22 protein-coding genes are annotated in these 24,646 nt (G+C 48.0%); 3 read left to right on the forward strand and 19 right to left on the reverse strand.

Features of this window, described 5'->3' with window-relative positions:
- Positions 1-30 precede the first annotated feature (30 nt).
- A complete protein-coding gene (locus tag BLQ36_RS00365) occupies positions 31-1,344 on the forward strand; it encodes a hemolysin family protein (protein WP_074513481.1) in 1,314 nt (437 codons plus the stop codon).
- A gap of 61 nt (positions 1,345-1,405) precedes the next feature.
- On the opposite strand, the gene BLQ36_RS00370 is transcribed toward BLQ36_RS00365, so the two are convergent.
- The 14 genes from BLQ36_RS00370 to rny form a co-directional block, all read right to left on the reverse strand.
- On the reverse strand, positions 1,406-2,431 hold the full coding sequence (locus BLQ36_RS00370) for a LacI family DNA-binding transcriptional regulator (RefSeq protein WP_074513482.1): 1,026 nt from the start codon (positions 2,429-2,431) through the stop codon (positions 1,406-1,408).
- Positions 2,432-2,454: 23 nt separating this feature from the next.
- A complete protein-coding gene (gene galT / locus BLQ36_RS00375) occupies positions 2,455-3,960 on the reverse strand; it encodes a UDP-glucose--hexose-1-phosphate uridylyltransferase (RefSeq protein ID WP_074513483.1) in 1,506 nt (501 codons plus the stop codon).
- A gap of 64 nt (positions 3,961-4,024) precedes the next feature.
- Positions 4,025-5,014, reverse strand: a complete 990-nt coding sequence (gene galE / locus BLQ36_RS00380) for a UDP-glucose 4-epimerase GalE (RefSeq protein WP_033169601.1) — start codon at positions 5,012-5,014, stop codon at positions 4,025-4,027.
- Positions 5,015-5,095: 81 nt separating this feature from the next.
- On the reverse strand, positions 5,096-6,274 hold the full coding sequence (locus BLQ36_RS00385; RefSeq protein WP_074513484.1) for a galactokinase: 1,179 nt from the start codon (positions 6,272-6,274) through the stop codon (positions 5,096-5,098).
- Positions 6,275-6,459: 185 nt separating this feature from the next.
- Complete coding sequence (locus BLQ36_RS00390; protein WP_074513485.1) at positions 6,460-7,896, reverse strand: glycoside-pentoside-hexuronide (GPH):cation symporter; 1,437 nt, start codon at positions 7,894-7,896, stop codon at positions 6,460-6,462.
- Between the two features lie 18 nt (positions 7,897-7,914).
- Complete coding sequence (locus BLQ36_RS00395) at positions 7,915-8,514, reverse strand: AAA family ATPase (RefSeq protein WP_074513486.1); 600 nt, start codon at positions 8,512-8,514, stop codon at positions 7,915-7,917.
- Between the two features lie 175 nt (positions 8,515-8,689).
- Entirely contained in the window at positions 8,690-10,942 is a 2,253-nt protein-coding gene (locus BLQ36_RS00400) for an alpha-galactosidase (protein WP_074513487.1), read from the reverse strand.
- An 11-nt stretch (positions 10,943-10,953) separates the two neighbouring features.
- On the reverse strand, positions 10,954-14,076 hold the full coding sequence (locus BLQ36_RS00405) for a glycoside hydrolase family 2 TIM barrel-domain containing protein (RefSeq protein ID WP_074513488.1): 3,123 nt from the start codon (positions 14,074-14,076) through the stop codon (positions 10,954-10,956).
- A 167-nt stretch (positions 14,077-14,243) separates the two neighbouring features.
- On the reverse strand, positions 14,244-15,077 hold the full coding sequence (locus tag BLQ36_RS00410) for an Asp23/Gls24 family envelope stress response protein (RefSeq protein ID WP_074513489.1): 834 nt from the start codon (positions 15,075-15,077) through the stop codon (positions 14,244-14,246).
- 14 nt (positions 15,078-15,091) lie between these two features.
- Positions 15,092-15,925 carry a PHP domain-containing protein gene (locus BLQ36_RS00415; RefSeq protein WP_074513490.1) on the reverse strand — a complete coding sequence of 278 codons (834 nt, stop codon included), beginning with the start codon at positions 15,923-15,925 and terminating at the stop codon, positions 15,092-15,094.
- Between the two features lie 23 nt (positions 15,926-15,948).
- Positions 15,949-16,209 (reverse strand): stage V sporulation protein S, encoded by a 261-nt coding sequence (locus tag BLQ36_RS00420; RefSeq protein WP_033169608.1) that lies wholly within the window; start codon positions 16,207-16,209, stop codon positions 15,949-15,951.
- 141 nt (positions 16,210-16,350) lie between these two features.
- Positions 16,351-17,130 carry a TIGR00282 family metallophosphoesterase gene (locus tag BLQ36_RS00425; protein WP_180364813.1) on the reverse strand — a complete coding sequence of 260 codons (780 nt, stop codon included), beginning with the start codon at positions 17,128-17,130 and terminating at the stop codon, positions 16,351-16,353.
- A gap of 36 nt (positions 17,131-17,166) precedes the next feature.
- Positions 17,167-17,715 carry a hypothetical protein gene (locus BLQ36_RS00430; RefSeq protein WP_074513492.1) on the reverse strand — a complete coding sequence of 183 codons (549 nt, stop codon included), beginning with the start codon at positions 17,713-17,715 and terminating at the stop codon, positions 17,167-17,169.
- A 71-nt stretch (positions 17,716-17,786) separates the two neighbouring features.
- Positions 17,787-19,331 (reverse strand): ribonuclease Y, encoded by a 1,545-nt coding sequence (rny, locus tag BLQ36_RS00435; RefSeq protein ID WP_074513493.1) that lies wholly within the window; start codon positions 19,329-19,331, stop codon positions 17,787-17,789.
- 185 nt (positions 19,332-19,516) lie between these two features.
- Here rny and BLQ36_RS00440 point away from each other — a divergent pair, with 185 nt between their 5' ends.
- Positions 19,517-19,807, forward strand: coding sequence for a hypothetical protein (locus BLQ36_RS00440; protein ID WP_074513494.1), 291 nt, complete (start codon positions 19,517-19,519; stop codon positions 19,805-19,807).
- A gap of 133 nt (positions 19,808-19,940) precedes the next feature.
- Here BLQ36_RS00440 and lacG read toward each other — a convergent pair whose 3' ends face one another.
- The 4 genes from lacG to BLQ36_RS00460 all read right to left on the reverse strand — a co-directional run bounded on the left by lacG (position 19,941) and on the right by BLQ36_RS00460 (position 22,754).
- Complete coding sequence (gene lacG / locus BLQ36_RS00445; protein ID WP_074513495.1) at positions 19,941-21,377, reverse strand: 6-phospho-beta-galactosidase; 1,437 nt, start codon at positions 21,375-21,377, stop codon at positions 19,941-19,943.
- A 9-nt stretch (positions 21,378-21,386) separates the two neighbouring features.
- A complete protein-coding gene (locus BLQ36_RS00450) occupies positions 21,387-21,704 on the reverse strand; it encodes a PTS lactose/cellobiose transporter subunit IIA (protein ID WP_143558641.1) in 318 nt (105 codons plus the stop codon).
- A gap of 100 nt (positions 21,705-21,804) precedes the next feature.
- Complete coding sequence (gene lacB, locus BLQ36_RS00455) at positions 21,805-22,320, reverse strand: galactose-6-phosphate isomerase subunit LacB (protein ID WP_033169614.1); 516 nt, start codon at positions 22,318-22,320, stop codon at positions 21,805-21,807.
- Positions 22,321-22,334: 14 nt separating this feature from the next.
- Positions 22,335-22,754, reverse strand: a complete 420-nt coding sequence (locus BLQ36_RS00460) for an RpiB/LacA/LacB family sugar-phosphate isomerase (protein WP_074513496.1) — start codon at positions 22,752-22,754, stop codon at positions 22,335-22,337.
- Positions 22,755-22,888: 134 nt separating this feature from the next.
- Here BLQ36_RS00460 and BLQ36_RS00465 point away from each other — a divergent pair, with 134 nt between their 5' ends.
- Positions 22,889-23,695, forward strand: coding sequence for a MurR/RpiR family transcriptional regulator (locus BLQ36_RS00465; protein WP_074513497.1), 807 nt, complete (start codon positions 22,889-22,891; stop codon positions 23,693-23,695).
- A gap of 13 nt (positions 23,696-23,708) precedes the next feature.
- On the opposite strand, the gene BLQ36_RS00470 is transcribed toward BLQ36_RS00465, so the two are convergent.
- A complete protein-coding gene (locus BLQ36_RS00470; RefSeq protein ID WP_074513498.1) occupies positions 23,709-24,641 on the reverse strand; it encodes a 1-phosphofructokinase family hexose kinase in 933 nt (310 codons plus the stop codon).
- Positions 24,642-24,646: the final 5 nt, after the last annotated feature.

Here is a 24,646-nt window from a genome sequence, read left to right on the forward strand (position 1 = left end):
ATAATATAAACAAAGGATGTGTATGATTCATTGGATAGTTCCCAAGCAGGTTTACTGTTCGTATCGCTGATTATTTTATTGATAGCCAATGGCTTCTTTTCCCTGATTGAAACCGCGATTACCGAAAGTCACCGCGGACGATTGGAAAAACTTCAGGAAGATGGCAGTGCGGATGCCAAGGCTTCCCTGCTGATTCTCGAAAATCCTGAGCCGATGCTTTCGTTATGCCAGGTTGGCATTACGCTTACCAGTATTTTGACTGGTTTATGCACCGGTGTTTTTCTGGCGCCATATTTAGCCGGTTACTTGACATTTTTGCCACAAGGCTGGCTGGTTGCCCTGATTATTTCCATTGTCGCCATGACGTATATCACGCTGCTATTCAGCGAATTTCTGCCGAAAAAAGCCGCGATGCAAAAGCCGGAAGCCGTGCTACTCAAATACCATCGCACGCTGGAAATCATCACCAGCCTAACCCGGCCGTTTATCTCCCTGCTCTCCGGCTCGGCCAATCTCATCCTGCTGATTTTCGGCATCAATCCAAAGTTTGACGATACCGTTACCGAGGATGAAGTCAAGGACCTCATCGAGCAGGGCACCGAGGATGGCACCTTTGAAAAGACCGAGCAGGCTATGGTAGACCGAATTTTCCACATGAGCGACCAAACTGCCTACGCCTTAATGACGCCGCGCACCCAGATGTTGTGGCTCGACCTCTCCGACTCCTTGAAACACAACCTGCGGCTCATTCGCGAGAATCATCAAGATGTCTTTCCCGTGGGTCGGGATAGTCTCGATGACTTCTGCGGCATCCTCTACGCCAAGGATTTACTCAATGCCGCCCTGGAGCGGAAGACCCTGGATCTGTCCAACTACATCCGCAAGCCCCTCTTTGTGCCCCGCTCCATGGAAACCTTCCGGGTACTGGAACAATTCCGGGAAAGCGGCACCCACGAAGCCATGGTACTAGATGAATACGGCGGAGTCATCGGCTTTTTGACCATGGATGACATCCTGCAGGAAATCATCAGCGACACCCACGCCACCGGCGAACCAGACCCGGTTCAGCTTACGGTACGGGATGAAAACTCCTGGCTGGTGGACGGACTTTACTCCATCGATGATTTCAAGGAGCGCTTCGCCATCGATGAACTTCCCGACGAAGACCACGACCATTATCAGACCATGGGTGGCTTCCTCACCTCCTACTTTGGCTACATCCCCAAGGCTGGGGAAAAGAAAGACTGGAACGGCTTTACCTTTGAAGTCGTCGATATGGACCGGGCGCGGATCGATAAAATCATGATAACCAAGATTCCCACCGCAGCCAGCCCAACAGAATAACCGAAAAACAAGCAAAAAATACCTGCCCTGACGGATTTTACCGCTAGGGCAGGTATTTTGCTTATAGAGAAATTTTTCCGGTGGTATCCCGAACCACCAGCACATTGTCGAGAAGAATGCGCTTGCTTTTCCCGCCGCGAATGGTTTCAATCAGCAGATTGGCGGCACTTTCTCCTAGCTGGAACATATTCTGGTCCATGGTGGTAAGTTTTGGCTCCACCAACCGCGATAAGGCGATATTGTCATAGCCCATAATGGAAATGTCCTGTGGTACGGACAGCCCCAACCGCTTGCAGGCATTCAAGGCACCTACCGCCATTAAATCGTTGCAGCAAAAAATAGCCGTCGGCCTTAATTGGGGCAGTTTTTTCACCAAGGCCGCCATAGTGGCATCCACGGTGTCAACACCATTGCCTTCACCGATATTTAAGATGTAATCCTCGGCCCCCCTGCCCGCTGCGGTCATGACCTGGCGATAGGTTTCCTCCTTGATGTCATAGGAATCGGAATTCGCCCCCCGCACAAACAGAATCTGCCTATGTCCCAAGCCATGCAGATAGTCCAAGGCTGTTTTGCAGCCCAGCTGCTCATCATTGCCCACATAGGACACGCCATTTATCCGGTGATACCCGTTGATAAACACCAAGGGAACCCGCTCCACTAATTTTTCGTAGAAGCTCTCTTTGATGTCTTTCGTATTCGGACTGATGACGATAATCCCGGACACGTTGCGCGCCACCAGCGCATTAATGGCCTGACTTTCCTGCTTTGGGTCATTCTTGGCACAATTGAGCAGGAAGGAAAACCCCACCTGCCGAACAGCCTCTTCGATGCCGTCAATTACCTCGGCAAAAAACATATTGTGCAGTCCCGGTACCACCACCCCAATGGTGGTGGATTTGCGGGTATTAAGTTCTCGGGCCTGCACGTTGGGCACATAATTAAGGCTGCTTATTGCCGCCTTAACCTTCTCCTGGGTCTCCCGCTTTACCGGATAATTGCCATTTACCACCCGGGACACCGTTGCCACCGATACACCAGCAGCCTTTGCTACATCCACAATCGTAGCCTGTTTCTTCTCTTCCATAACGACCTGCTTTCTTCGGCACCTCAATCCTCAGAAACGGTTTGCATAAACCTATCGAAAGCTGCCATTCCCTGGGCATCGCGCTTGAAAACACCAGCATGGGTCAACACCACTGCAAAAACCTTACCGATTTCTGCCTGCAGGATTTCCGTTACCTGCTCCGTCGCAACCTTCGGATATTTTTCCCGCAGCATTTGATACCAGTCCGCATGCTTTGCCAACTCAGCAATCCCCGAAATATCTTCCGTACCCTTGACCAGTTCCTGCTCCAGCCGCTGCATCTCCTGTTTCAGCCGTGCCGGCAATACCGCCAGCCCCATTACCTCGATAAGACCGATGTTTTCCTTCTTGATATGGTGCACCTCGGCATGGGGATGAAAAATCCCCAAGGGATGCTCCGCGCTGGTTCGGTTATTGCGCAGCACCAAATCCAGCTCATAGGCCTTCCCGCGGCGGCGAGCAATAGGCGTAATGGTATTATGGGGCTTGCCATCGGAAACAGGCAGTACACCAACGCTGTCATCCCGATAGGAACGCCACTTGGTGAGGATTTTATCCGCAAGGCTTACAAGCTCTTCCCGGTTCTCTCCAGTCAGCCGAATGGTCGACATGGGCCACTTGACCCGGCCGATTTTTACCGAAGGAAAACCAGCTGCTGCATACTCCTTTTCCACCGGGGCCTTGGCCATAGCAAAATCATAACGTCCACCTTGATAATGATCATGGGAAAGAATCGAGCCGCCTACTATTGGCAAATCGGCATTGGAACCGAGGAAATAATGCGGAAAAATCGTTACAAAATCCAGCAGATTTTCAAAGGTTTTGCGATTCACCTTCATCGGCGTATGTTTGCGATTCAACACGATACAATGCTCGTTGTAATAGGTATACGGAGAATACTGCAAAAACCAACGATGCGATGCGAGCCGCAACGGAATCAACCGATGCGTTTGTCTGGCTGGATGCCCGGCATGACCGGCAAATCCTTCATTTTCCCGGCACAATAGGCACTGCGGATAAGCACTCGACGGTACCAGCTTCGCCTTGGCGATATCCCGGGGATCCTTTTCTGGCTTCGAAAGATTGATGGTTATATCCAGCTTACCGTATTCTGTGGGCGTCTGCCATTTCAGATTCTTATCAATCCTATCTTTGCGGATATAATTGGCAGCAATACTCATCTTATAAAAATTGTCCGTTGCCGCCTTCGGTGCCCGCGCATAATCCTCCTGGAATTTGCGTACCACCTCGGAAGGCCGCGGCATCACACAATTCATCAGGCGGGTATCGAACAGATCCCGCTGACAAACCGTATCTTCGATAAGTCCTTCCTGCACCGCAAAATCCAGCATAGACGCCAGTATCGGTGCAGCCGTTTCTAAAGTTTCGTTTATCTCTTCCGGCACAAATTCACTGACATGCAAAACGTCCAGCAGTAAATTTGCACTGTAATAATAATCCTCTTCGCTGATAAGACCGCGCTGCTTAGCGAAGTTCAGCAGGCGATTGATTTCTGTATTGATAGTCACTATTATCTTCCTTTCGCCCTTTCCCAAGAAAGGTGGCAGCCATCAGGCTAACGGATAAACCGTTTTATTTTTCATAGCCATTTGGATGCTTCTGGTGCCAGGTCCAAGCCGTGCCAATAACCTGGCGCACATCGGTATAACGAGGGTTCCACCCCAAAATGTTCCGCGCCTTTTCACTAGAAGCGATCAACTGCGCTGGATCGCCGGCACGACGGCTGCCCATTTCCACCTTGATGTCTTTGCCTGTAGCCTCTTTGGCTGCTTCAATCATTTCTTTGACCGAAAAGCCCTGGCCATTGCCCAGATTGAAAATATTGCTTTCACCGCCCTGACGCAGGTATTCCAACGCCAGTACATGCGCATCAGCCAAATCAATAACATGAATATAATCTCGCAGGCAAGTTCCATCCGGCGTAGCGTAGTCATCACCAAAAATCGTAATGTGATCGCGCTTCCCTAAGGGGACCTGCAAAATCAGCGGAATCAAATGCGTTTCCGGGCTGTGATCTTCCCCGATAGAACCATCATCCAACGCGCCAGCTGCATTGAAATAACGCAGCGAAACATAACGGATGCCATTCGCACGGCTAACCCATTTCATCATTTTCTCCATGGTAAGCTTGCTTTCCCCATAGGTATTGGTCGGGCAGGTTTCATCCTCTTCGAGAATGGGAATGCGCTTCGGTTCGCCATAAACTGCAGCGGTAGAAGAAAATACTATCTTATCCACCTTATGGCGGACCATCGCTTCCAGCAGCACCTGCATACCATATACATTGTTGTTGAAATACTTCAGGGGTTTTTCCATGCTTTCGCCTACCAGCGAATTAGCGGCAAAATGGATAACCGCATCGATTTGGTTCTCGGTAAAAATCTTATCCAGAACCTCTGCCTCACGAATATCTCCTTCATAAAACTTTGCCTTCGGATTCAAGGCATCACGATGGCCCGTTTGCAGATTATCGACGATGACAACATCTTCTCCTTTTGCCACCAACTGATGTACGGCGTGAGAACCAATATATCCAGCACCGCCACATACAAGAATTGACATATTCATGCGCTCCTTTTTTATCAAACAGAAATCGCTTTCTATTTTACCATCTTTTCTATGCGTTTACTATATTTGTTTCTATCATTTCACCCGATGCGTACCATCTGCAATATTTGCCACATAGAAGCTTGGCGCATAGCCAATCTTCTCCGTATACGCTTTTCCGACTTTCTCCTTGAACGCTTCAATGGCTTCATCTTTTACCAAACTTACGGTACACCCGCCAAAACCAGCACCAGTCATCCGCGAACCGATAACGCCATCCACCTGCCATGCCAGTTCTGCCAGCGTATCAAGTTCACGGCCTGTAACATCATAATCATCACGCAGCGAATAATGCGATTCATTCATCAGCTTGCCAAACCTTGCGACATCCTTTGCTTCCAATGCCTCAACCGCTGCCAAGGTACGGTTATTCTCCATTACCGCATGGCGTGCGCGCTGCCGTTCCAGGGGTTCGGAAATCGCCCCAGCCAACTGATTGAACGCTTCGTTGCTAAGTTCTCCCAAAGCATGTAAATCCGGTCTTACTTCCCTCAATTCATTCAAAGCATGTTCACACTGTGCACGCCGCACATTATAAGCACTTGATGCTAAACTGTGCGGCTTGTTGGTATTGGCAATGACGATGCTGGCACCAGTCAATGCGATTTTGCTATACCGATACTCCAACGTATTGCAATCGAGCAAGATTGCACAATCCTTCCGCCCCATACCAACAGCAAACTGATCCATGATGCCGCAATTAACACCGACAAAAGTATTTTCTGCCTTCTGCGAAAGTTTAACCATCGTCACCATATCCAACCCAAAGGCAAATGCATCATTTAAGATAAGCGCTGTCAAAACCTCCAAGGAAGCTGAAGACGACAAACCGGAGCCATTGGGCAATGTCCCATATATCAAAATATCAAAACCATGCGAAGCTTTATAACCAGCATCCTCAAAGACCTTCACAACTCCCATCGGGTAATTCGCCCAATCCTTGCTCTTATCGTAGACAAGGCCAGCCATCGGAAACTCCATCACGCCCTTATCGGCTAAATTCATCGAAAACATCCTGGTCTTATCATCCTGACGATCTGCTACTAACGCATAAGTTCCCAGGGAAATTGCACAAGGAAATACATGACCGCCGTTATAATCTGTATGTTCGCCAATTAAATTGACCCGTCCCGGCGAAAAATAAAGCCGCGTCTCCTTAGAACCAAATTTTTTAGAAAACTCCGCCTGCATTTTTTCTAAGATTTCCTGTTCCATGCTTCTACCTCCTGCTTTTGTATGTAAACGTTTTCTTATTTGTTGAAAATTTTGGTGCAACTTATAGCGAAAACCAAAGCTGCACCCTTTTGTTATGTTTAGTTTACCCCTGAAACTGCTGCTTGTCAATACAGTTTGTAAACGTTTTCTTAAATATGACTACTCGAACGATTTTCCCCTTGGCTTTACTTATTGATATCTTCCCACGTCTCCTCCAGCTCTTCGACGATACGAGCGTGTTCTTCTTCCGTCAGCGTTACTTTTTTGCGGTAAACTACAGCAGCCAATACCAGCAGTACCACCGGAATAGCAAACATGATAAGTTGGAATTTTAACAAACCACCGGTGGTGATATCAGCTGCCGAAGCACCACCAGTCATTCCTACCCACACAGCAGTCAAACCGACAATGCCGCCAGTGATTGCCCCAGAAAGTTTATCTACTAACGGACGAACGCAAAGGCATACTGCTTCATCGCGATGTCCCAGCTTCAGCTGGCCATATTCTACCGAATCGGTAATCGTCATCAACACTACCAAAAAAATCAGAGGCTGAGGCAAAGCGAACAGTCCAGCAGCGGTAAGTGCTAACCATACGTTAGTACCAGACAACGCATACAAAACCAGCGAACCCATCATAATCCCCAAAGAACTAAAGAACAAGTTTCGGCGGCTGAATTTTGTCGTAAGCAGGGGGAACAGTGCTACCGCCATCAAACCAATCACCACATTAATGATACCTAAAATGGAAAATTTTGTAGCATCGCCAATTACATAGATGAAGTAATACAGGTTGAAATTATTAACAATATTCTGCCCCAGGCCAAAAATCAGATAAGCACAAGCCGTCCACAAGAGCTGATCGTTCTTGGCCAACACTTTAAAGACATCTTTAAAGGAAGTATCCACTTTGTTTTCCCGCAAAGCGGAGTCCTGTTCTTTCGTTCCCAGGCCTAGAATAATTGCCCCTAAGGTAGCAATACCACCACCAATGCAGGCAAAAGCAAACCATCCTTGCGGGTCACCGGCACCACCATTTGAATTAACCGAAAAATACAACACAATGGGCATGACCATAATTGTGACCAGCTGTCCACCAAACACCGAACCAATGCGGGCCACTGTTGCCGTAACTTCACGCTCACGGGAATCAAAGGACAAAGCCGGAATCATCGACCATATAGCCACGTCCTTAGCAGAATAGAACACATCCATCACAAAATAGACAATCGCAAAAAGAATCAAATACAAGGTTGGATTGGAAACCGTAAGTCCACCAAAATCGGTGAACAACACTGCCAGCGTAATCGCCGCTACAAATGCACCGACAATAACCCAAGGCTTAAAACGCCCCCAACGAGTCTTGGTTTTATCGATGACATTTCCCATAAAAGGATCAATAAAAAGCTCTGCTACACGCAATACCATAATTATCGTAGTAACGACGCCGATCATATAGGCATCCTGACTGGGATTGTTGGATGAAAATAAGTTGCTGGTTACAAAAATCATAAAATATGTTGCCAGCATAGCATAAAATACATCATGGCCAAAGGTACCGCAAGCATAAGCAATTCGCGGCCACATGTTGTTTTTCTTTTCCTGCGATATTACTGCTTCCATAATCACGACCTCCTAAATTCAGCCCTTTATCACACGCATATAGGCAATCAAAGCCTCTGCCATCTTTTCCAATTCCCCCGAACTGGTATTTACAACCAAATCATAATTCTCACCATCTCCCCAGGTACGTCCTGTATAGTAGTTATAATATCGAGCACGTTTTGCATCCTCGGCATCCAGCTCTTTCAAACTTTTGCCATCGTAGACCTCGCAACCGCGCTTCTCACGAAAAGCATCGTCTGCACAAACAAAAACCGAGAAAACATTATCCATTTTTCGTAACACATAATCGGCGCTGCGCCCTAGGAAAATACAGGGACCATCTTTAGCAATTTTCCGGATAACTGCCGATTCGCTCAAAAACATTTCCTGACTGCTGCTTCCCATGTGGGTGCCAAAAGAGTGGAAGGGAATAAAATTCAGTGCCAATGGCTTCACTTGATTTTCCATTTCCAACAGTTCTTCTTCCCGCAAATCATCCAGCCCCATTTTGGCAGCGGCGATATGCACAATCTGGCGGTCATATAACTTTATGCCAAGCTTCCGCGCAAGAATCCCCGCCAATTCCCTGCCACCAGCACCATATTGACGACTGATGGTAATTATTGTGTTTTCCATACCAGTTCCCCCTCTTCCGTTTACTATGTAAACGTTTTCTTAAATGTGTAAAATAAATATCGTCCTATGATTCAAATCATTTTCGTATGAATCAATAGTAAACGATTTCCTTATTTCTTATTATACCCCCTTTGACGAATATTGCAACATATTGTTTAAATAAAAATTTTCAGTCTTATTTTTCTCTGGTAAATACCCATAGATAGCCAGCAAAATCTGCATCAATCTTTTCCACCCCAATGCCATTATGCATGAGTTCATCCCCGTAATATACCTGACCTGTCTGATCGATAGCTTTTTCGCCACCAAAGTCCATGCTCATGCGCTGTGCCGGCAGGTAATCGGTCAAGCGATAGCCCGCAGATGAATCCAATCCCATGAGACGAAGCATCCGTATCGGTGCCGCTGGCTCAGCCAATGTTTTGAAGTACAATACCACTACTTGCTGCCCATCTTCACGGATAAACTGCCAAGCCGTTTCGTTTTTTGTTCCTGAAAAGGGCGTCATCAAGCGATAGAACTGCCCCTGCTGCAAGGTTGGGCGCAATTTCTTATACAATTCAATATGCTTCTTTACCTGTTCTTTTTCCTGCTCACTCATGCGCGTGATATCTAACTCATAACCAAAGTCACCAGCAAAAGCGCACAAAGTACGTACCTGTAGACTAGTCATCCTGCCTACCTGATGATTTGGTGCCACCGATACATGCGCTCCCATGGTTATTGGTGGAAAAACCAAACTGGTACCACTTTGAATCGACAAGCGGCAAATCGCATCGGTATTATCACTGGTCCAGGTCTGGGGCATGTAGTAGAGCATCCCCGCATCAAAGCGGCCACCGCCACCAGAACAGCTTTCCCATAAGACATCCGGGAATTTGGCCGTCAAGCGTTCCAAAACAGCATAGAGACCCAAAACAAAGCGCGTTTTTGTCTCCCCCTGCCGCTGGCTGGGAAGTGCCCCTGAGAAGGCTTCCGTCAAATGCCGGTTAAAGTCCCACTTCACATAGTCAATAGGGGCAGCCTCCAACACCTTGCTGACAGCATTTACAATATATTCACATACCTCCGGCCGTGACAAATCCAACACCAGCTGATGGCGGCTAAAGCAGCTTTTATAATCTGGCACTTGCAAGACCCACTCGGGATGCTGGCGGAATAGCTCTGAATCCTCTGATATCATCTCCGGCTCAAACCACAAACCAAATTTCATTCCCCGTTTGTGGGCGGCAGCAGCTACTCCCGTTAATCCCTGTTTTAACTTCTTCGTGTTGACAACCCAATCCCCTAAACTGCTGTTATCGTCATCACGTTTACCAAACCAACCATCATCCAGTACCAGCAATTCCATCCCCAGCTCACTGGCGGTCTGTGCCAGACTATCAATTTTCTCATCATCAAAATCAAAATAAGTTGCTTCCCAGTTATTCACTAAAATCGGCCGCAATTCATGCTGATATTTGCCACGGACAATATGATGGCGGACCACCTGATGGAACACCTGACTCATGCCATTTAACCCGAATTCGCTATATACCATCATGACTTCCGGTGTCTGAAAACTCTCCTGTGGGGCTAACTGCCAAGCAAATTCAAAGGGATTAATGCCGCCTGCTACTCGGGTAGTTCCAAACTGTTCCACCTCGGTAACAAAAGACGACTCCCCACTCCATATCAAACTAAAGCCATACACTTCCCCAATATTTTCTGTAGCATTTCTGCGGGCCAGGGCCATAAAGGGGGACTGCTGATGGGAGCTAACGCCGCGGCGGCTGCCGGTTTCCTGTATCCCACGCATCAAAGGTACCCGCTCCAAGCTCCGTTCTGCTGCGTGGCCACCATACAAGCTCAAACGGTCAAAATCATGGTCAGCAAAGTCGAGGGCAAAACTAGCGGCGCCAGTCAACGTGAGCGCCTCATTACCACAATTGGTAATCCGCACACTACGGGTCAGCATTCCCGTATTGGTCAGCAGCGTATATAAAAGCTCTACCGCCAGCTTCCCCTGGCTATCCAGCAGATGTATATGCAGAGTTTCTGCTTCGTCCTTGTCGGCATATACGGCGGGCAAGCCTGCCAATTTAGGCTTCCCTGCCGTAATCTCATAATGGTCGTAGAATAGTTCTGTCACGGTAGTCCCGTTGGCCAGACGCACTTCATAGGCTGGCAAACGGTAATCACCATGACCATACCCTGGATACTCCTGTGGCAACACATCCAGCGAAAAAGTACGCTCGTTGGCATAAGCTGCCGGCTGTGGGGAAAAAGCCCGGTCGATAGCTTGCAGCGGTGCACTATCCCGAAATTCTTTTAGGGGATGTCCCCAGTAACGATGCAGCAAATATCGGTCTCGCACCACCTGCATAACGTAGCTCATATGCTCATTGTGAAGATGGAACACACCTCGTGACGAGTCAAATTCAATCATGATATACCTCCTTATATTCCCTGAAAATAAAACATCAAATGCATCGATTCATTTTTTAGGCGATATTCCTCTAATACCGGTGCCCCCCAGGTATCATCGCCACCGACACCACACGGTCCAGCTGAAACCCGTAAATAGGTATGATGTACCTGCGGTAAGTCATACTGATGACGAGCATTTTCCAATTCCTGGGCACTATATGGTAAAGCAGAAACCGCCAGCGGTATTTCCCCGGCTACCCGCACGCCTCGGCCACGTTTATCCGTTACCTCCAGCCAACGGATGCCGCCGTGGTTGCCACATTCCTGAGGCACAAGATAGGATTCCATTTCCTGCTGGGCCGTGGAAGTATATACCCCCAGCTTTGCCCCTTCCTGTCTATCGATATAATTGGCCGCTGGCCCATACCCATAGTATTGCAACTGGTCGTAATCAGCAGGCAGTATAAAGAGCATCGCAAAATCTGGTATTTCCGGCAGGCCAGCTGTCTTCTCATAATCAAGTTCCACCTTTAAAATCCCCCCTGAACCCACACAGTAGGTTATTTGACAAAAGGCGGTTGGTGCCGTGGCAAGCTCATAAGTAAATCGTATCTTAACTTGTTTGGCAGCATACTCTTTGATGCCCAGCTGCCCAAACCATTCATACTTCTGCCAAAGTCCATCCGATAGCTGAATCTCTTGCTTCACACAACGGCGATAAAGACTTGCCAACTTCCATTGCGCCACCGAAAAATCGCGACGGTTGCCGTAGTCGTTATCTACCGGAGCCCGCCAGAATAACGGTTTCGGCATTTCTTCTAACAATTCCACACCATTTAACTTATACGAAACGATATTTCCCTGGGCACTGGAAAATAGAATTTCACCCCCCTGAAATTTCACCCCCAAATTAATATCGCCATTTACTACCCGCAAAGGCTTATCCAAGGGATTGGGTATTGAACTATGGTCATTGACCGCCTTCGGAGCGTTTTCTCCCTTGTAAAGCGGCGCTCCTTCACGCTGCCATATCCCCTGCCCAAATGCTACTTCATAGCCTTTTGTGGCCCAAGGCCTATCTTCCTTTAAAACTAAGGCGGCGGTAAGGCACACCTCGCCTCTAGGACCTATCGGCAAATCAGCCAGCTCCACTCGTTTTTTCTCGCCAGGTTTGACCGATGGAGCCGCCACAGTCTTTTCCCAGACTTTTTTTCCTTCCACCAGCATTTCATAATGCAAATCATATTCTTTGACGTCCGTAAACAAGCTATTGTTTTCCACAACAATACCATCTTCAGACACCCGCAAATGATAATCCTGATAATTATATTTCACGTCCTGAAGCTTAGCCGTCGGCATCCTATCCGCCCAAAAAATGCCATCGCCACAGAAATTATAATCACTGGAACGGTCCCCGAAGTCACCACCATAGGCCAAAAACTCCCGCCCATAACGGTCTTTTTTCACCAGCGCTTGATCCACAAAGTCCCAAATAAAACCACCTTGATACAAGGGTTCCTGTTCGGTAAGCTCGGTATATTTGTGCATGCCGCCGTTGCTATTCCCCATACTGTGGGTATACTCACAACAGATAAAGGGCTTGTCACGGTGTTTTTCCAAAAAGGCTTTTATATCCGCTGCCTTCGTGTACATCTGGCTTTCCATATCACTGGTTGCCGCATACCGCCTATCCCAAAAAATACTTTCATAATGCACCAGCCGCGTGGAATCCGCTTGACGAAAATACTCGCTCATAGCAAAGATATCCTTGCCGCCGCAGGACTCATTGCCACAGGACCAAATGAGAACCGATGCATGATTCTTATCGCGTTCCAGCATCGATTTTGCCCGATCCAAAACATTTTCCTGCCACTTGCCATTATCATTGGGAATGGTATTCTCATCCCGGGCCAGCACACCATTTTTCTGCCAGGTTCCATGGGTCTCCAAATTGGTCTCATCAATTACATAGAGGCCATAGCGGTCACATAAATCATAAAGCTCCTTGGCATTGGGATAATGTGAACAGCGCAGTGCATTGATGTTATGCTTTTTCATATTCACAATGTCCTGCTCGAAATCTTCCGGATTCATTGCCCGACCGCGGCGACAATCAAACTCATGCCGATTAACGCCTTTGAATACGATGCGCTTGCCGTTGATTTTCATGATATTGCCATCTAGTTTAAATTCCCGAAAACCCACCGCATAGGGAACAACTTCCTGTAAAACATCTGCCCCATCATAAACGGTTAGCATCAGCTGGTACAGATAGGGCTGTTCCGCACTCCAGAGTTTTACCGCTTCCACAGCCAGCTCAAATTCGTCCTGCAATCCCGTTCCCGTGAGCGTAGTCGCAGCTGCCTGCTTTCCCTCCGCTGTTAACAGCCGGATTTCAACCTTCCGCAGTGCTTCATTGGACCAAGTGATTTTGCCAGTAAGCCGGCCATCTTTGTAATCGTTTACTGGAATCGCCGTAAAATTTAAATCCGCAATATGACAATTCGGCTTCGTCCCAATCCATACGTCCCGAAAAATCCCGCCAAAGCGCCAAAAATCCTGATCTTCCAGCCAGCTGCCGGAGGAGAACTGCATAACCTGCAACGCTAGCTTGTTTTCTCCCGCCTGCAAATAAGGGGTTAAATCAAATTCCGCTGGAGTAAAGCTATCCTCACTATAGCCAACGTATTTCCCATTGAAGTAAACCACTACCGCCGATTCTGCTCCTTGAAGGGAAAGATAAAGGTTCTGCCAGCCCTGGGGCAAATAAAAATAATTCACATATACGCCCGTGGGATTGTCACGCAGTGGCACCTCCCCAGGCAAAACAGCCTCATGTCCATCCCAAGGATAGGTCTGATTGGTATACTGGGGTACTCCATAGCCTTCCAGCTGAAAATGGGCCGGTACCCGAATTGTCTGCCAATCACGACAATCAAAATCTAACTGTTCAAATCCCCTTGTCACCAACTGAGGATTTTGGAAATACTTAAAATACCAAAAGCCGTTTAACCTGCATACATAAGATGATTCCCTCGCATTCCATTCTGCCATATCCGCATAATACCCATGGTCACTATGGGCTGGCAGCCGATTTTCTTGGAAAAAACAGGGATCGGCTAAATGATTTAAGGAAAATTTGGCTTCTGGCATGGAACTTCCCCCTTAGTTTATAGTAAACGATTTCTTTTATTGCTAAAATCATTATACACGTAAAAACAAGAAAGAACAAGTATTATTTTCACTTATTTTGCTGTTAAAAAAAAGGTGCTGCCAAAACAACACCTTTTTTAACTAAACCGATAGCATTATTCGATTTTTTATGACTGTACGTAAAGGGCCTTGACCCGGATATTCACCTCGTGAACCACCATGCCCGTCATGAATTCCACCGCATCGCGGATTTCTTTCTGGGCCTGCTGGATAAGAGTCGGTATATGGTTGCCATAGGTGAGAACCACATCGCAGGAAATCCGAAGGCCCATGTCCTCTCCATCCTGCATGAGATGTTCCACCTGCAAACCACCAATCTTGGTGAAGGCTGCCTGTTTCATGACCACATGACGAATAATTGCCTTGATGGCCGAGTCGTCAATGGAAAGCTTGCCGAAATAGCTAAATACCGGCCGGACAATTGATTTTTCTCCCAACCGCCGACGTTTGGTGGAAGACCGCTTGAAAAAAGTCTGTAAGGGGTCGACCAAATAGCCGGAAAAATGCGGTTTGAGCTCGATCGTCGGCACTGGGATAATGTGTTTTCCCTGTTTCAGACGATAGAACTGCGCCTTTTCCATATCTTTTTTCGACGCCACATCGGCGATATTGATAATCTTGGCAATCGACGGCAATTTCAATGCCTTGGCGATTTTATGAACCATATTCTCGGAGGTGCCGAGAATCAAAATGCGGTGCGGTTTTGCTTCATCGATTGCAGCCCGCACCTCCTCTGCATGACCGGGCAAAACAAAAATCGCCCGGCGCACAGCCATGATTTTACTCTGTTCTTTTTTAGCTGAATGACCGGCAAGTATCTTGCCATCCTTTATAAGAATACCATCATCGATGATGGCATCGGCCCGATTGTCGTGAGCGACAACCAGCGCGCGATGGCTCTTGCCGGTACCACTGGGACCCACCAGTGCAATAACATCCATATTACCTCTCCTGTTTATCCCAGTTGTTGCTGCGGACGATAGAATTTTTCCGCCCATTTGTCTTCAATGGTAAACACACCAAGTTCCGACGGATAACGCGTCGGATAGCCGTGGAAATCCGAACCACCGGATACCAACAAGCCAAATTCCTCTGCCATCGACAAGTAACGGGCCGTATCCGCTTCATCATGCTGAGGATAAAAAGCTTCAATCCCTTCAATGCCGCTCTGGCAAAGCTCACGAACTAATTCATCATCACCTATGAGCTTAGGATGGGCCAGCACCGGCGTCCCTCCAGCAGCTTTGATAAGCGCAATGATTTCCGCTGCTTCCAGATGATAGTGTGGCACATAAGCTGGTGTGCCCTTTTTCAAAACAGCATCAAATGCTTCTCGCACCGAGGTAAAATATCCTTTTTTGACCAGCACCCGTCCAATATGGGAACGGCTAATAGACTTACTGGCCCCAGCAATGGTAAGTACATCGGCTTCCGATATGTTATACCCCAAAGCCTGCAGTTTTTCAATCATTTCCGAAAAACGAGTCCACCTAGCCTCGGTAACCTCATTTAATTTATCCGCCAGCGCCCGATAGTATATATCCAGGTTAAACCCTAAAATATGAATCTCTCTGGTCGGATGATGCGCGCTAAACTCAATACCGGGAATGATATGGATACCCCGGCTTGGATAATGCCCATTCTCGTATAATTCCACGATGCCTTCCACCGTATCATGGTCCGTTATTGCCATGTATTGAAGGCCCGCATCCTTTGCGGCTGCTACAAGCTCTTCCGGTGTCATCTTGCCATCGGAAAAGGTCGTATGCATATGCAAATCACTTGGCATTCGGGTTCACTCCTATAATCTACTCAGCGCGGCTCAACAATCAGTTTGATTGCAGTACGTTCTTCCCCATCAATCTTGATATCCGTGAAAGCCGGAACACAGATGAGGTCAATTCCATGAGGCGCAACAAATCCGCGGGCAATAGCTACCGCTTTGACCGCCTGGTTCAATGCCCCAGCACCAATTGCCTGCATCTCAGCACTTCCGGATTCCCGCAACACGCCTGCTAATGCGCCTGCCACTGAGTTTGGGTTTGACTTTGCAGATACTTTTAGAATTTCCATGTTCAGCACGTCCTCTCAACATAAAGATTACTTCATACAATGCATGTATCCTATTGGTTAAACTTACTGTCACTAGCTAGAGTATTCTTCAAAAACCTGCAAAGTCCTTCTTTTCTCAAAACAATCTATTACGATTTGCGATTATTCCACAATCATGACTCGCTCAATTGCAGTTGTTTGATTGGTATTGTCATCAATATCCATAATGACTGCTGAATAAACCATCGGCCCTTCTTCCTCCAAATCGAATCGGCAGGGCATGGCCGTCGTAAACTTCCGTAGAATAATCTCCGTCTTGACGCCTAAAATGGAATTCCACGGGCCAGTCATGCCCAAATCCGTAATATAGGCCGTCCCCTTCGGCAGAATACGGTCATCCGCCGTCTGGATATGGGTATGGGTACCCACTACGCCATTTACCCGGCCATCCAAGTACCAGCCCATTGCCATTTTCTCCGAAGTTGTCTCGGCGTGAAAATCCAAGAAAAGAATATCACATTCCTTTTTTATCTCGCGGAGTATCTCTTCAATCTTTTGGAAGGGACAGTCCAAGGCCGGCATGAAGGCCCGGCCCGAAAGATTGATGACGCCGATATTCTTGGCCTTGAAGGGAAAGATGCAATAGCCTTTCCCCGGAGTTCCTTCCGGATAATTTGCCGGACGAATCAAAAAGGGCTCCTGGTCAATAAACTCCATTACATCCTTCTTATCCCAGACGTGATTGCCCGAAGTGATGATATCCGCCCCTGCATGGTAAAGAGCATCCAACGATTTGCGGGTGAAGCCCTTGCCACCGGCAGAGTTTTCCCCATTCACAATGACCACATCAATGCCCTTTTCCTTGCGGAGCTTCGGCGTATACTCCTGAAATGCCTTGCGGCCTGGACGGCCCACGACATCTCCTGTCAACATTACTCGCATGTATTCCTCCTTCCGCTGATTCCCTTGGCAAAAGAATCAACGGTTATAGACAACTACCCGGTCTTTATCGCGGATGCCAATCATTTTTTCCTTGATGCGGTATTCCTGATTCTGGTCCAAGAGGGTATCGAGGACCGCACTCTGGGCATCAGCAAATTCCGGTTCCAACTGGTCAGGGGTATGCTTATCGCATTTAAGACGCTCCGAAAAAGTCTCCCGGAAAAGCGCCGTTATAAGCGTCAATTCCCCCCGCGTCATGGTAATCAGCTGGCGATGGATATGCACCATCGTTGCCCGGCCATGACTTTCAGCCTCTACGGCCATCCATACTGGAACCCCGGAATCCAGCTCGTGATAAGCCTGCAGGCTGTCATCGAGCAATTTGGCAAAGGGCTCCAGTTCTTCCTTATCCACTTTGCCCTCCAGGACAAAATCCAATGTCATTTCGGTGGCCTCAGGCACATAGCTTACCGATTCGATTTCCGGATAGCAGGCCAGAATCGCCGCAATGAGCTGTATTCCAGTTTTATCCGTGGCAGCCTTCCTGCCCGCTGCCTTTGTTAGCCAATCCTTGAATCCAAGCATGATTGTTCCCCTTATAGGTAGAATTGGGGATGCAGAGCCAGGCCCCGCACCCCCAAACATTTTCTGATTGATTATTTCGCGTAATCGACGACGCGCGTCTCGCGGATAACCGTGGCTTTAATCTGCCCCGGGTATTCCAGCTCATCTTCGATTTTTTTGACAATATCATGAGCCAGTGCCACCGACTCAGCATCATCAACTTTATCCGGTTTGACCATAACGCGAATCTCACGGCCAGCCTGAATGGCAAAGCAGCGCTCAACACCCTCATAGGACTCTGCAATTTCTTCCAGCCGTTTGAGGCGCTTGAGGTAGGACTCAAGGCTCTCACGACGGGCACCAGGTCTTGCAGCCGATACGGCATCAGCGGCAGCAACCAAGACTGCCTCAACACTGGTTGCCTCCACATCCCCATGATGGGAAGCAATGCAGTTGATTACATCTTTTGACTCACGGAATTTATGTGCCAAATCTGCACCAATCGTGGTATGGGAACCTTCCACCTCACGGTCGATGGCTTTACCAATATCGTGCAGCAGGCCACCGCGTTTTGCCAGCGTCACATCGCAGCCAAGCTCCGAGGCCATGACACCAGCCAGATGGGCAACCTCAATGGAATGATTGAGCACATTCTGTCCATAACTCGTACGATAGCGCAAACGGCCCAGCATCTTGACCAGTTCCGGATGGATACCGTGAACACCAGTATCAAAGGTAGCCTGTTCACCAGCTTCTTTGATGCGCTGGTCAACTTCGCGTTTTGCCTTTTCCACCATTTCCTCGATGCGTGCCGGATGAATGCGGCCGTCCTGAATCAGTTTCTCCAGGGCAATCCGAGCCACCTCACGGCGTACCGGGTCGAATCCCGACAGGATGACAGCCTCTGGCGTATCATCGATAATGAGATCAACCCCGGTCATAGTTTCCAACGTGCGAATGTTGCGGCCCTCACGACCAATGATGCGGCCCTTCATTTCGTCATTGGGCAATGCGACAACCGAAACCGTCGTCTCAGCCACATGGTCAGCAGCACAGCGCTGGATTGCCTGACTCAGGATATCCTGTGCCTTCTTATCGCATTCGTCCTTTATCTGCTGCTCATACTCTTTGATTTTCATGGCTTTCTCGTGCTTGAGTTCATCCTCAGCTTCAGCCATGAGCATGGTACGGGCTTCATCCGACGTCAGACCGGAAATCCGCTCCAGCTCTTCCTTCTGCTTTTCATGCATCTCATCGATAGCCTGCTGACTCTTGTCGAGACGCGATTCCTTCCGGGAAAGAGCTTCCTCTTTCTTTTCGATGGAATCCAGCTTGCGGTCGAGATTCTCTTCCTTCTGCACAATACGGCGCTCCTGGCGCTGAATCTCACTGCGGCGCTCTTTTGTATCGCGGTCAAGCTCCTGACGCAGGCGATGGATATCTTCCTTCGCCTCCAACAGAGCTTCTTTCTTCTTTGTCTCGCCTTTTTCTTCAGCCTCTGCTACAATTCGTTTTGCTTCTTCCTCAGCGGAGCCAATCTGAGCTTCTGCCGTACGCTTACGGGCAGCGTAGCCAAGACCGACACCGATGATAACTGCAACTATTACCGCTACTACTTCGATAACGATAATACTCACCCCCTCTTTTTTTATTTGCTTTCATGCATTATTTGTTTTCCTGAATAGTTTTATCCATAACTATACCTTTATATTCTATAGTTTTTCCCGTAGAGTGTCAAGAAAACCTGGTCAAATCGCACAAAATGCGGTAAAATTAGAAAATACGTGATAATTTGATGAAATTCGACGGGAGGAACCCAACCATGCTGAACTGCTCCGAATGCGGACGTACCCTTGAGGAAAAGGATGCGCTTGTTCATACCACCGAAGACGGAGAAAAAAAAGTCATCTGTCAAGAGTGCTTCAAAGAACTTACTGGCGTTGATTACCAGACCTTTGCCCTGCGCAAAGAAAACGCCAAGCAAACGTTTATCGCAGTCCTCTTCTGCCTCGCCTGCACGGCTTATGCCTGGTACGATAAAGGCTGGATGTGGGGCGTTGGCGGCATTATTCTCACCACGCTTGTTTATCTGTTTTCCAGCAAAGCACGCTAAAAACTGAATCCCTTCAACACCTACCACCTTGTTCAACATGTAATTATTGTCTTTATGAGAAAAGACGGTTCGCTGACTCATTCAAGTCTTCGAACCGTCTTTTCATTTAGCTATTGTGTTATAGCTTTTTCCTTCAAAAATCAATAAGAAATTTTTCCATCGGAACTAATTCTCTCCGCTGACTTATTGCTTTATACCAATAAGCACTTTTTTTGGGATATCGTTTTTGATTGGCATAATCCACATAAAACAAGCCATAGCGTTTGTTATAACCATTGCTCCAGGACAGTACGTCCATCAGGCTCCAAATATAATAGCCTTTTACCTTGACGCCTTCCTCGATGGCCTTCAGGATTGCTTCCAGATGCTTGGTGACATATTCGATGCGCGGCGTGTCATCGATTTTTCCGTCTTCAAAGTCATCCTTATAGCCCATGCCATTCTCGGATATAAAAATCTCTTTGTAGTTCGGATAATCCCTGGCGATACGCTTTAACTGCCTATACATGCCCTCCGGGTAAATCGGCCAATCCCAATCCGTAGTGGGGACTTCCGGATTGCTGACACGTGCACCGATGCCCTTGAGGCAGAACACGCTGGTACCCTTTTCGCCGGTGCTGTTATTCACCACCTGGCTGTCACCATCCCAGGCCTGCAAAAAGTGACTGGAATAGTAATTCATGCCTAAAAAGTCAATCTGCTTGGCAGCGCGCGCAAAATCATCAAAATCGGACGGCTCCGTGATGAGCTTGCCGCCATTCTTCTGCAGGATTTCATTTATCAGCGACATGGTCGTATCGCTGTATTTTCCCAAATAGCAGGCATCCAGCATAAAACGGTTGGAAATCGCATCATCCAGGTCGCGGGCATGGCAATCAGCGGGGGAAGCCGATATAGCCACCTTGCCCTCCAACGTATGGACAATACCGATTTTTCCCGGCAAGTTCATGCTCTTGTACAGATTCAGAGCCCGGGCATGCGCTACCATGAGATTGTGCTCAATCTGGATGGCCTTCTCAATCTGGAAGGTTTCATTCGGGGGAAAATTCCCTGCCAGATAGCCATTCTGAGCAATGGACCAAGGTTCGTTAAAGGTAGCCCATTTCGTCACCCGATCGCCGAAGGCCTCAAAACAGATTTTGGCGTATTCCACAAATTTGTCAATCAAATCGCGATTCAGCCAATGGCCATTTTGAAAAAATTTTAGGGGAGTATCAAAATGGTGCAGCGTCACAAAGGGTTCTACGCCCTGTTTGATGCACTCGTCGATCAGCTCATTGTAATACGCAATACCAGCCGGATTCACCCTGCCTTCCCCTTCGGGAAGGATCCGCGTCCAAGACAGGGAGATGCGGATGCCATTGATGTTATAATCATGTGCCAGCTGCAAATCCGTTTTGTATTGATGATAAAAATCGCTGGCAGGATCCGCATTGAACCTTGCGCCAGGACGATTCATATACTCGTCCCAGACACAGGGACCGCGCCCATCTTCGCGGGTTGCACCTTCCACTTGATAGGCAGCAGTAGCCCCGCCAAAGATAAAACCAGCTGGAAATTTCTTTGCCATAATCAACCCTCATTTCTCCCGGAACATCTTGAGGAAACGTTTATCCATATCCGAAAGCAGCATAGCTGTCATCAGATGATCCTGTGCATGCACGGTAAGAAAACCAATTTCGATTTCCTCGCCGGCTGCTTCCTTCGTAATGAGTTCCGTCTGCTGATTGTGGGCATTGAGGATCAAGTCATCCCCTTCTTTGATGAGCGATTCTGCTTTTGCAAAATCCTTTTCACCAATAGCATCCATCGCGGCTAGGAATTTTGTCCGAGCATCGCCGGAATAAGCCACAATTTCCATAGCAATCATTGCCATTTCATCTTTCGTCATTGTCATAAGAATCCCCTTTTCGTAAATATTTTTCCCTAGTGCCCCACTTACTTTCTTTACCCCTAAAAAAAGTAAGCTAGCTAACCGACACCATTATAGCACGACATCAGTCGTGATAGTAACCTTCCTCCCATTTTTTCAGATACTCATCAAAGAGTGCATCATTCTCTATGCAATCATTGTCATCAATCAGCCCATCAATTTTCGCAATCAGTGCATCCTTTTCCGGAGTCGGTTTATACTCAGCCTTTAGAAAGGCCTCCAGAATATATTCAATCGATCCAATACCAATAACACGACCTCCACACCCAATTACATTTGCATTAAGATTCTCTTTTGCCGCTACTGCTGTTTGCACATCAGCCACGCAGGCTGCACGAACACCTTTTACTTTCTGTGCGGCATTATTAATACCGATACCAGTACCGCAAATACACACGCCCAAATCCGCCTCACCAGTTGCCACCAGTTTTCCTACTTTGCGTCCATAAATCGGATAGTGCGTACGGATAAAATCATAGGTACCCACATCGATGACTTCATGTCCCTGTTTTTTCAAGAATTCTGCCGCTTTGATTTTTATATCGGTAACAATATGGTCACAACCAATTGCAATCTTCATCGTATTAACCTCCTTCACACTTCCCGGTTCAGCATATCAATGCGAATCTGATGACGTCCACCATCATACTCCGTCTTCACAAAGTTTTCCGCTAATTCACAGGAAAGCTTCTCTGCCGTAACATTTGCCCCCAGCGTAATGATCTGCGTGCTGTTGTGACGGCGGGTCATGGATGACGTGTAATCCTCATAAGTCGGAGCACAGACAATGCCATGATGTTTCGCAGCAATCATAAACGGAGCCACTCCATAGTCGTCCACGACAATGCCCCGGGTAATCCCCTTGGTTAAAATCGCATCCACCACATTTTCTGTGGCGATAAAAATATCCTCATGGGACAAATCCTCTATCTCATAACCTTTGCCAAGCAAATAATCCTTGATGCTGTCTTTCAGTTTTGCGCCAGCACCATTCGCAGCCAATGCAACTTTCATATTCTGACTTCCTTTCTGTCTTCTTGATGATTTTATTATAATCATTCTTGCTTTTTCGTTGTTTTCAGGTTTTGAAAGCATTTTCGCCGTGATATAATAAGAATACTGAATGAATTACAAGGAGCTGATAAATCATGTTAATTAAGATCGACCATGATTTTCACGAACACCTAACCGAAACGGAGAAGAAAGTCATCGCCTTCATCAACAGCAACACCGAAAAGATTTCCTCTATGTCCATCAGTGACGTAGCCGAGGCGACTTATTCCTCTCCCGCCACCGTATCCCGCACCATAAAAAAATGCGGCTTTTCCGGCTTTGCCGAACTGCGTTATCTCATCACCCAGGAAACAGACGTCCACAAAGACAGCATCAACGTCAATGAGATTTTCAATAAAAGCCTGATGGAAGTAACACAGACCATCGAACAGCTGAGCATTGAAACCATCCTGGCGGTCGTGCGGGAAATCTGCCAGGCCAAGCGTATCTATCTCCTGTCACGCGGGCTCACGGAGCACGTAGCCGAGGAATTTGCCCTGAAACTCCAGCTGCAGGGATTCCATGTCTTTGCCAACTCCGATCCGTCTATCATGCAGGACATGACCCGCCGTGTAAAGAATCAGGAACTCGTCATCATCTTCAGCCTGTCTGGCAAGACCCCGGAGCTTCTCACAGCCGCCGAGAATGCGGCCTCTCTGGGTGCCCGCATCGTCACCATCACCTGCGGCTCTCCGGACACACCGCTGGCACGTATTGCACACCTTACAGCCTACGGCTTCAAGCACAGCCATGTAGCCATCAAAAACGTCGATGCCACCTCCCGTCTTCCCATCTATGTCATCAGCCGTATCATCTCAGACTATCTGGCCAAACGTCAGGATGAGGAACGCGAAAAAGCCGCCCGCAAAGAGGCGGCTTATCGTCGGGAACATTATTTTTGATTGGGCAGGCTCATCAGCCGGCAATTTTCTCTACGGAAATCCGCGGCAAAAGTTGTGCCACTACCTTTTTCTGCACGAAACCACTTTCGGCTTCCAAAGCATTTGCGGTACCACAAGCAGCCCCCAGCCGCAGGATGTCTTCAATCGGCAGCTTGCGGGCAAAACCGGCAGCAATCCCTGCCACATAGGAATCCCCAGAACCGACAGGATTCTGGCAATCAATCTTTGGCACAGTGACACGATATACCTGATTCTGAAAACCCACCAGGGAGCCTTCACTGCCCAAGGATACCGCCGCCATCTCAATTCCTTCCTCGAGGAAGTGACGGATTTCCCGCACGACATCTTCTTCGCTGTGGAGACGATATCCGCGCAGGGCTTCCATCTCATCCCGGTTTGGCTTGATGAAATCCGGACGGGCTGCAATGCCGCGGGCCAGTAAATCCCCGCTGGTGTCGAGCAGGAATTTCTTTCCAGCCTGGTGAGCCTCTTCAATCAGCTCAGCATAAAAGTCAACCGGCACACCTCGCGGCACACTGCCGGAGGCTACGACAATATCCGCTTTTCCTAAAAGTTCCGTGTACTTATCACGGAACTTTTTTAATTCTGCAAGACTTACATCGGGTCCGGGCTCGAGGATTTCCGTCTGGGCACCATCCTCGGTGAGTATAGCCAGACAGGAACGTGTCTCTCCTGCCACCTCAACAAAGTCACCAGCTATGCCATAGTCATAAAGCCTGCCTGCTACGAATTCACCGGTCTTGCCGCCCAGGAATCCTGTTACCACCGTTTCCTCACCCAGAATGGTATCCACATTCGCGACATGGATGCCCTTACCGCCGGGGGTATTATCCACCGATTTGGCCCGGACGATTTTTCCCTTGGCAAAATCCACGAGTTCATAGCGCTTATCAAGCGAGGCATTTAAATTTATTACCAGTATCATAAGCG

It is taken from the genome of Selenomonas sp. WCT3, assembly GCA_900100835.1.
Classification (GTDB): Bacteria; Bacillota; Negativicutes; order Selenomonadales; family Selenomonadaceae; genus Selenomonas_A; species Selenomonas_A ruminantium_E.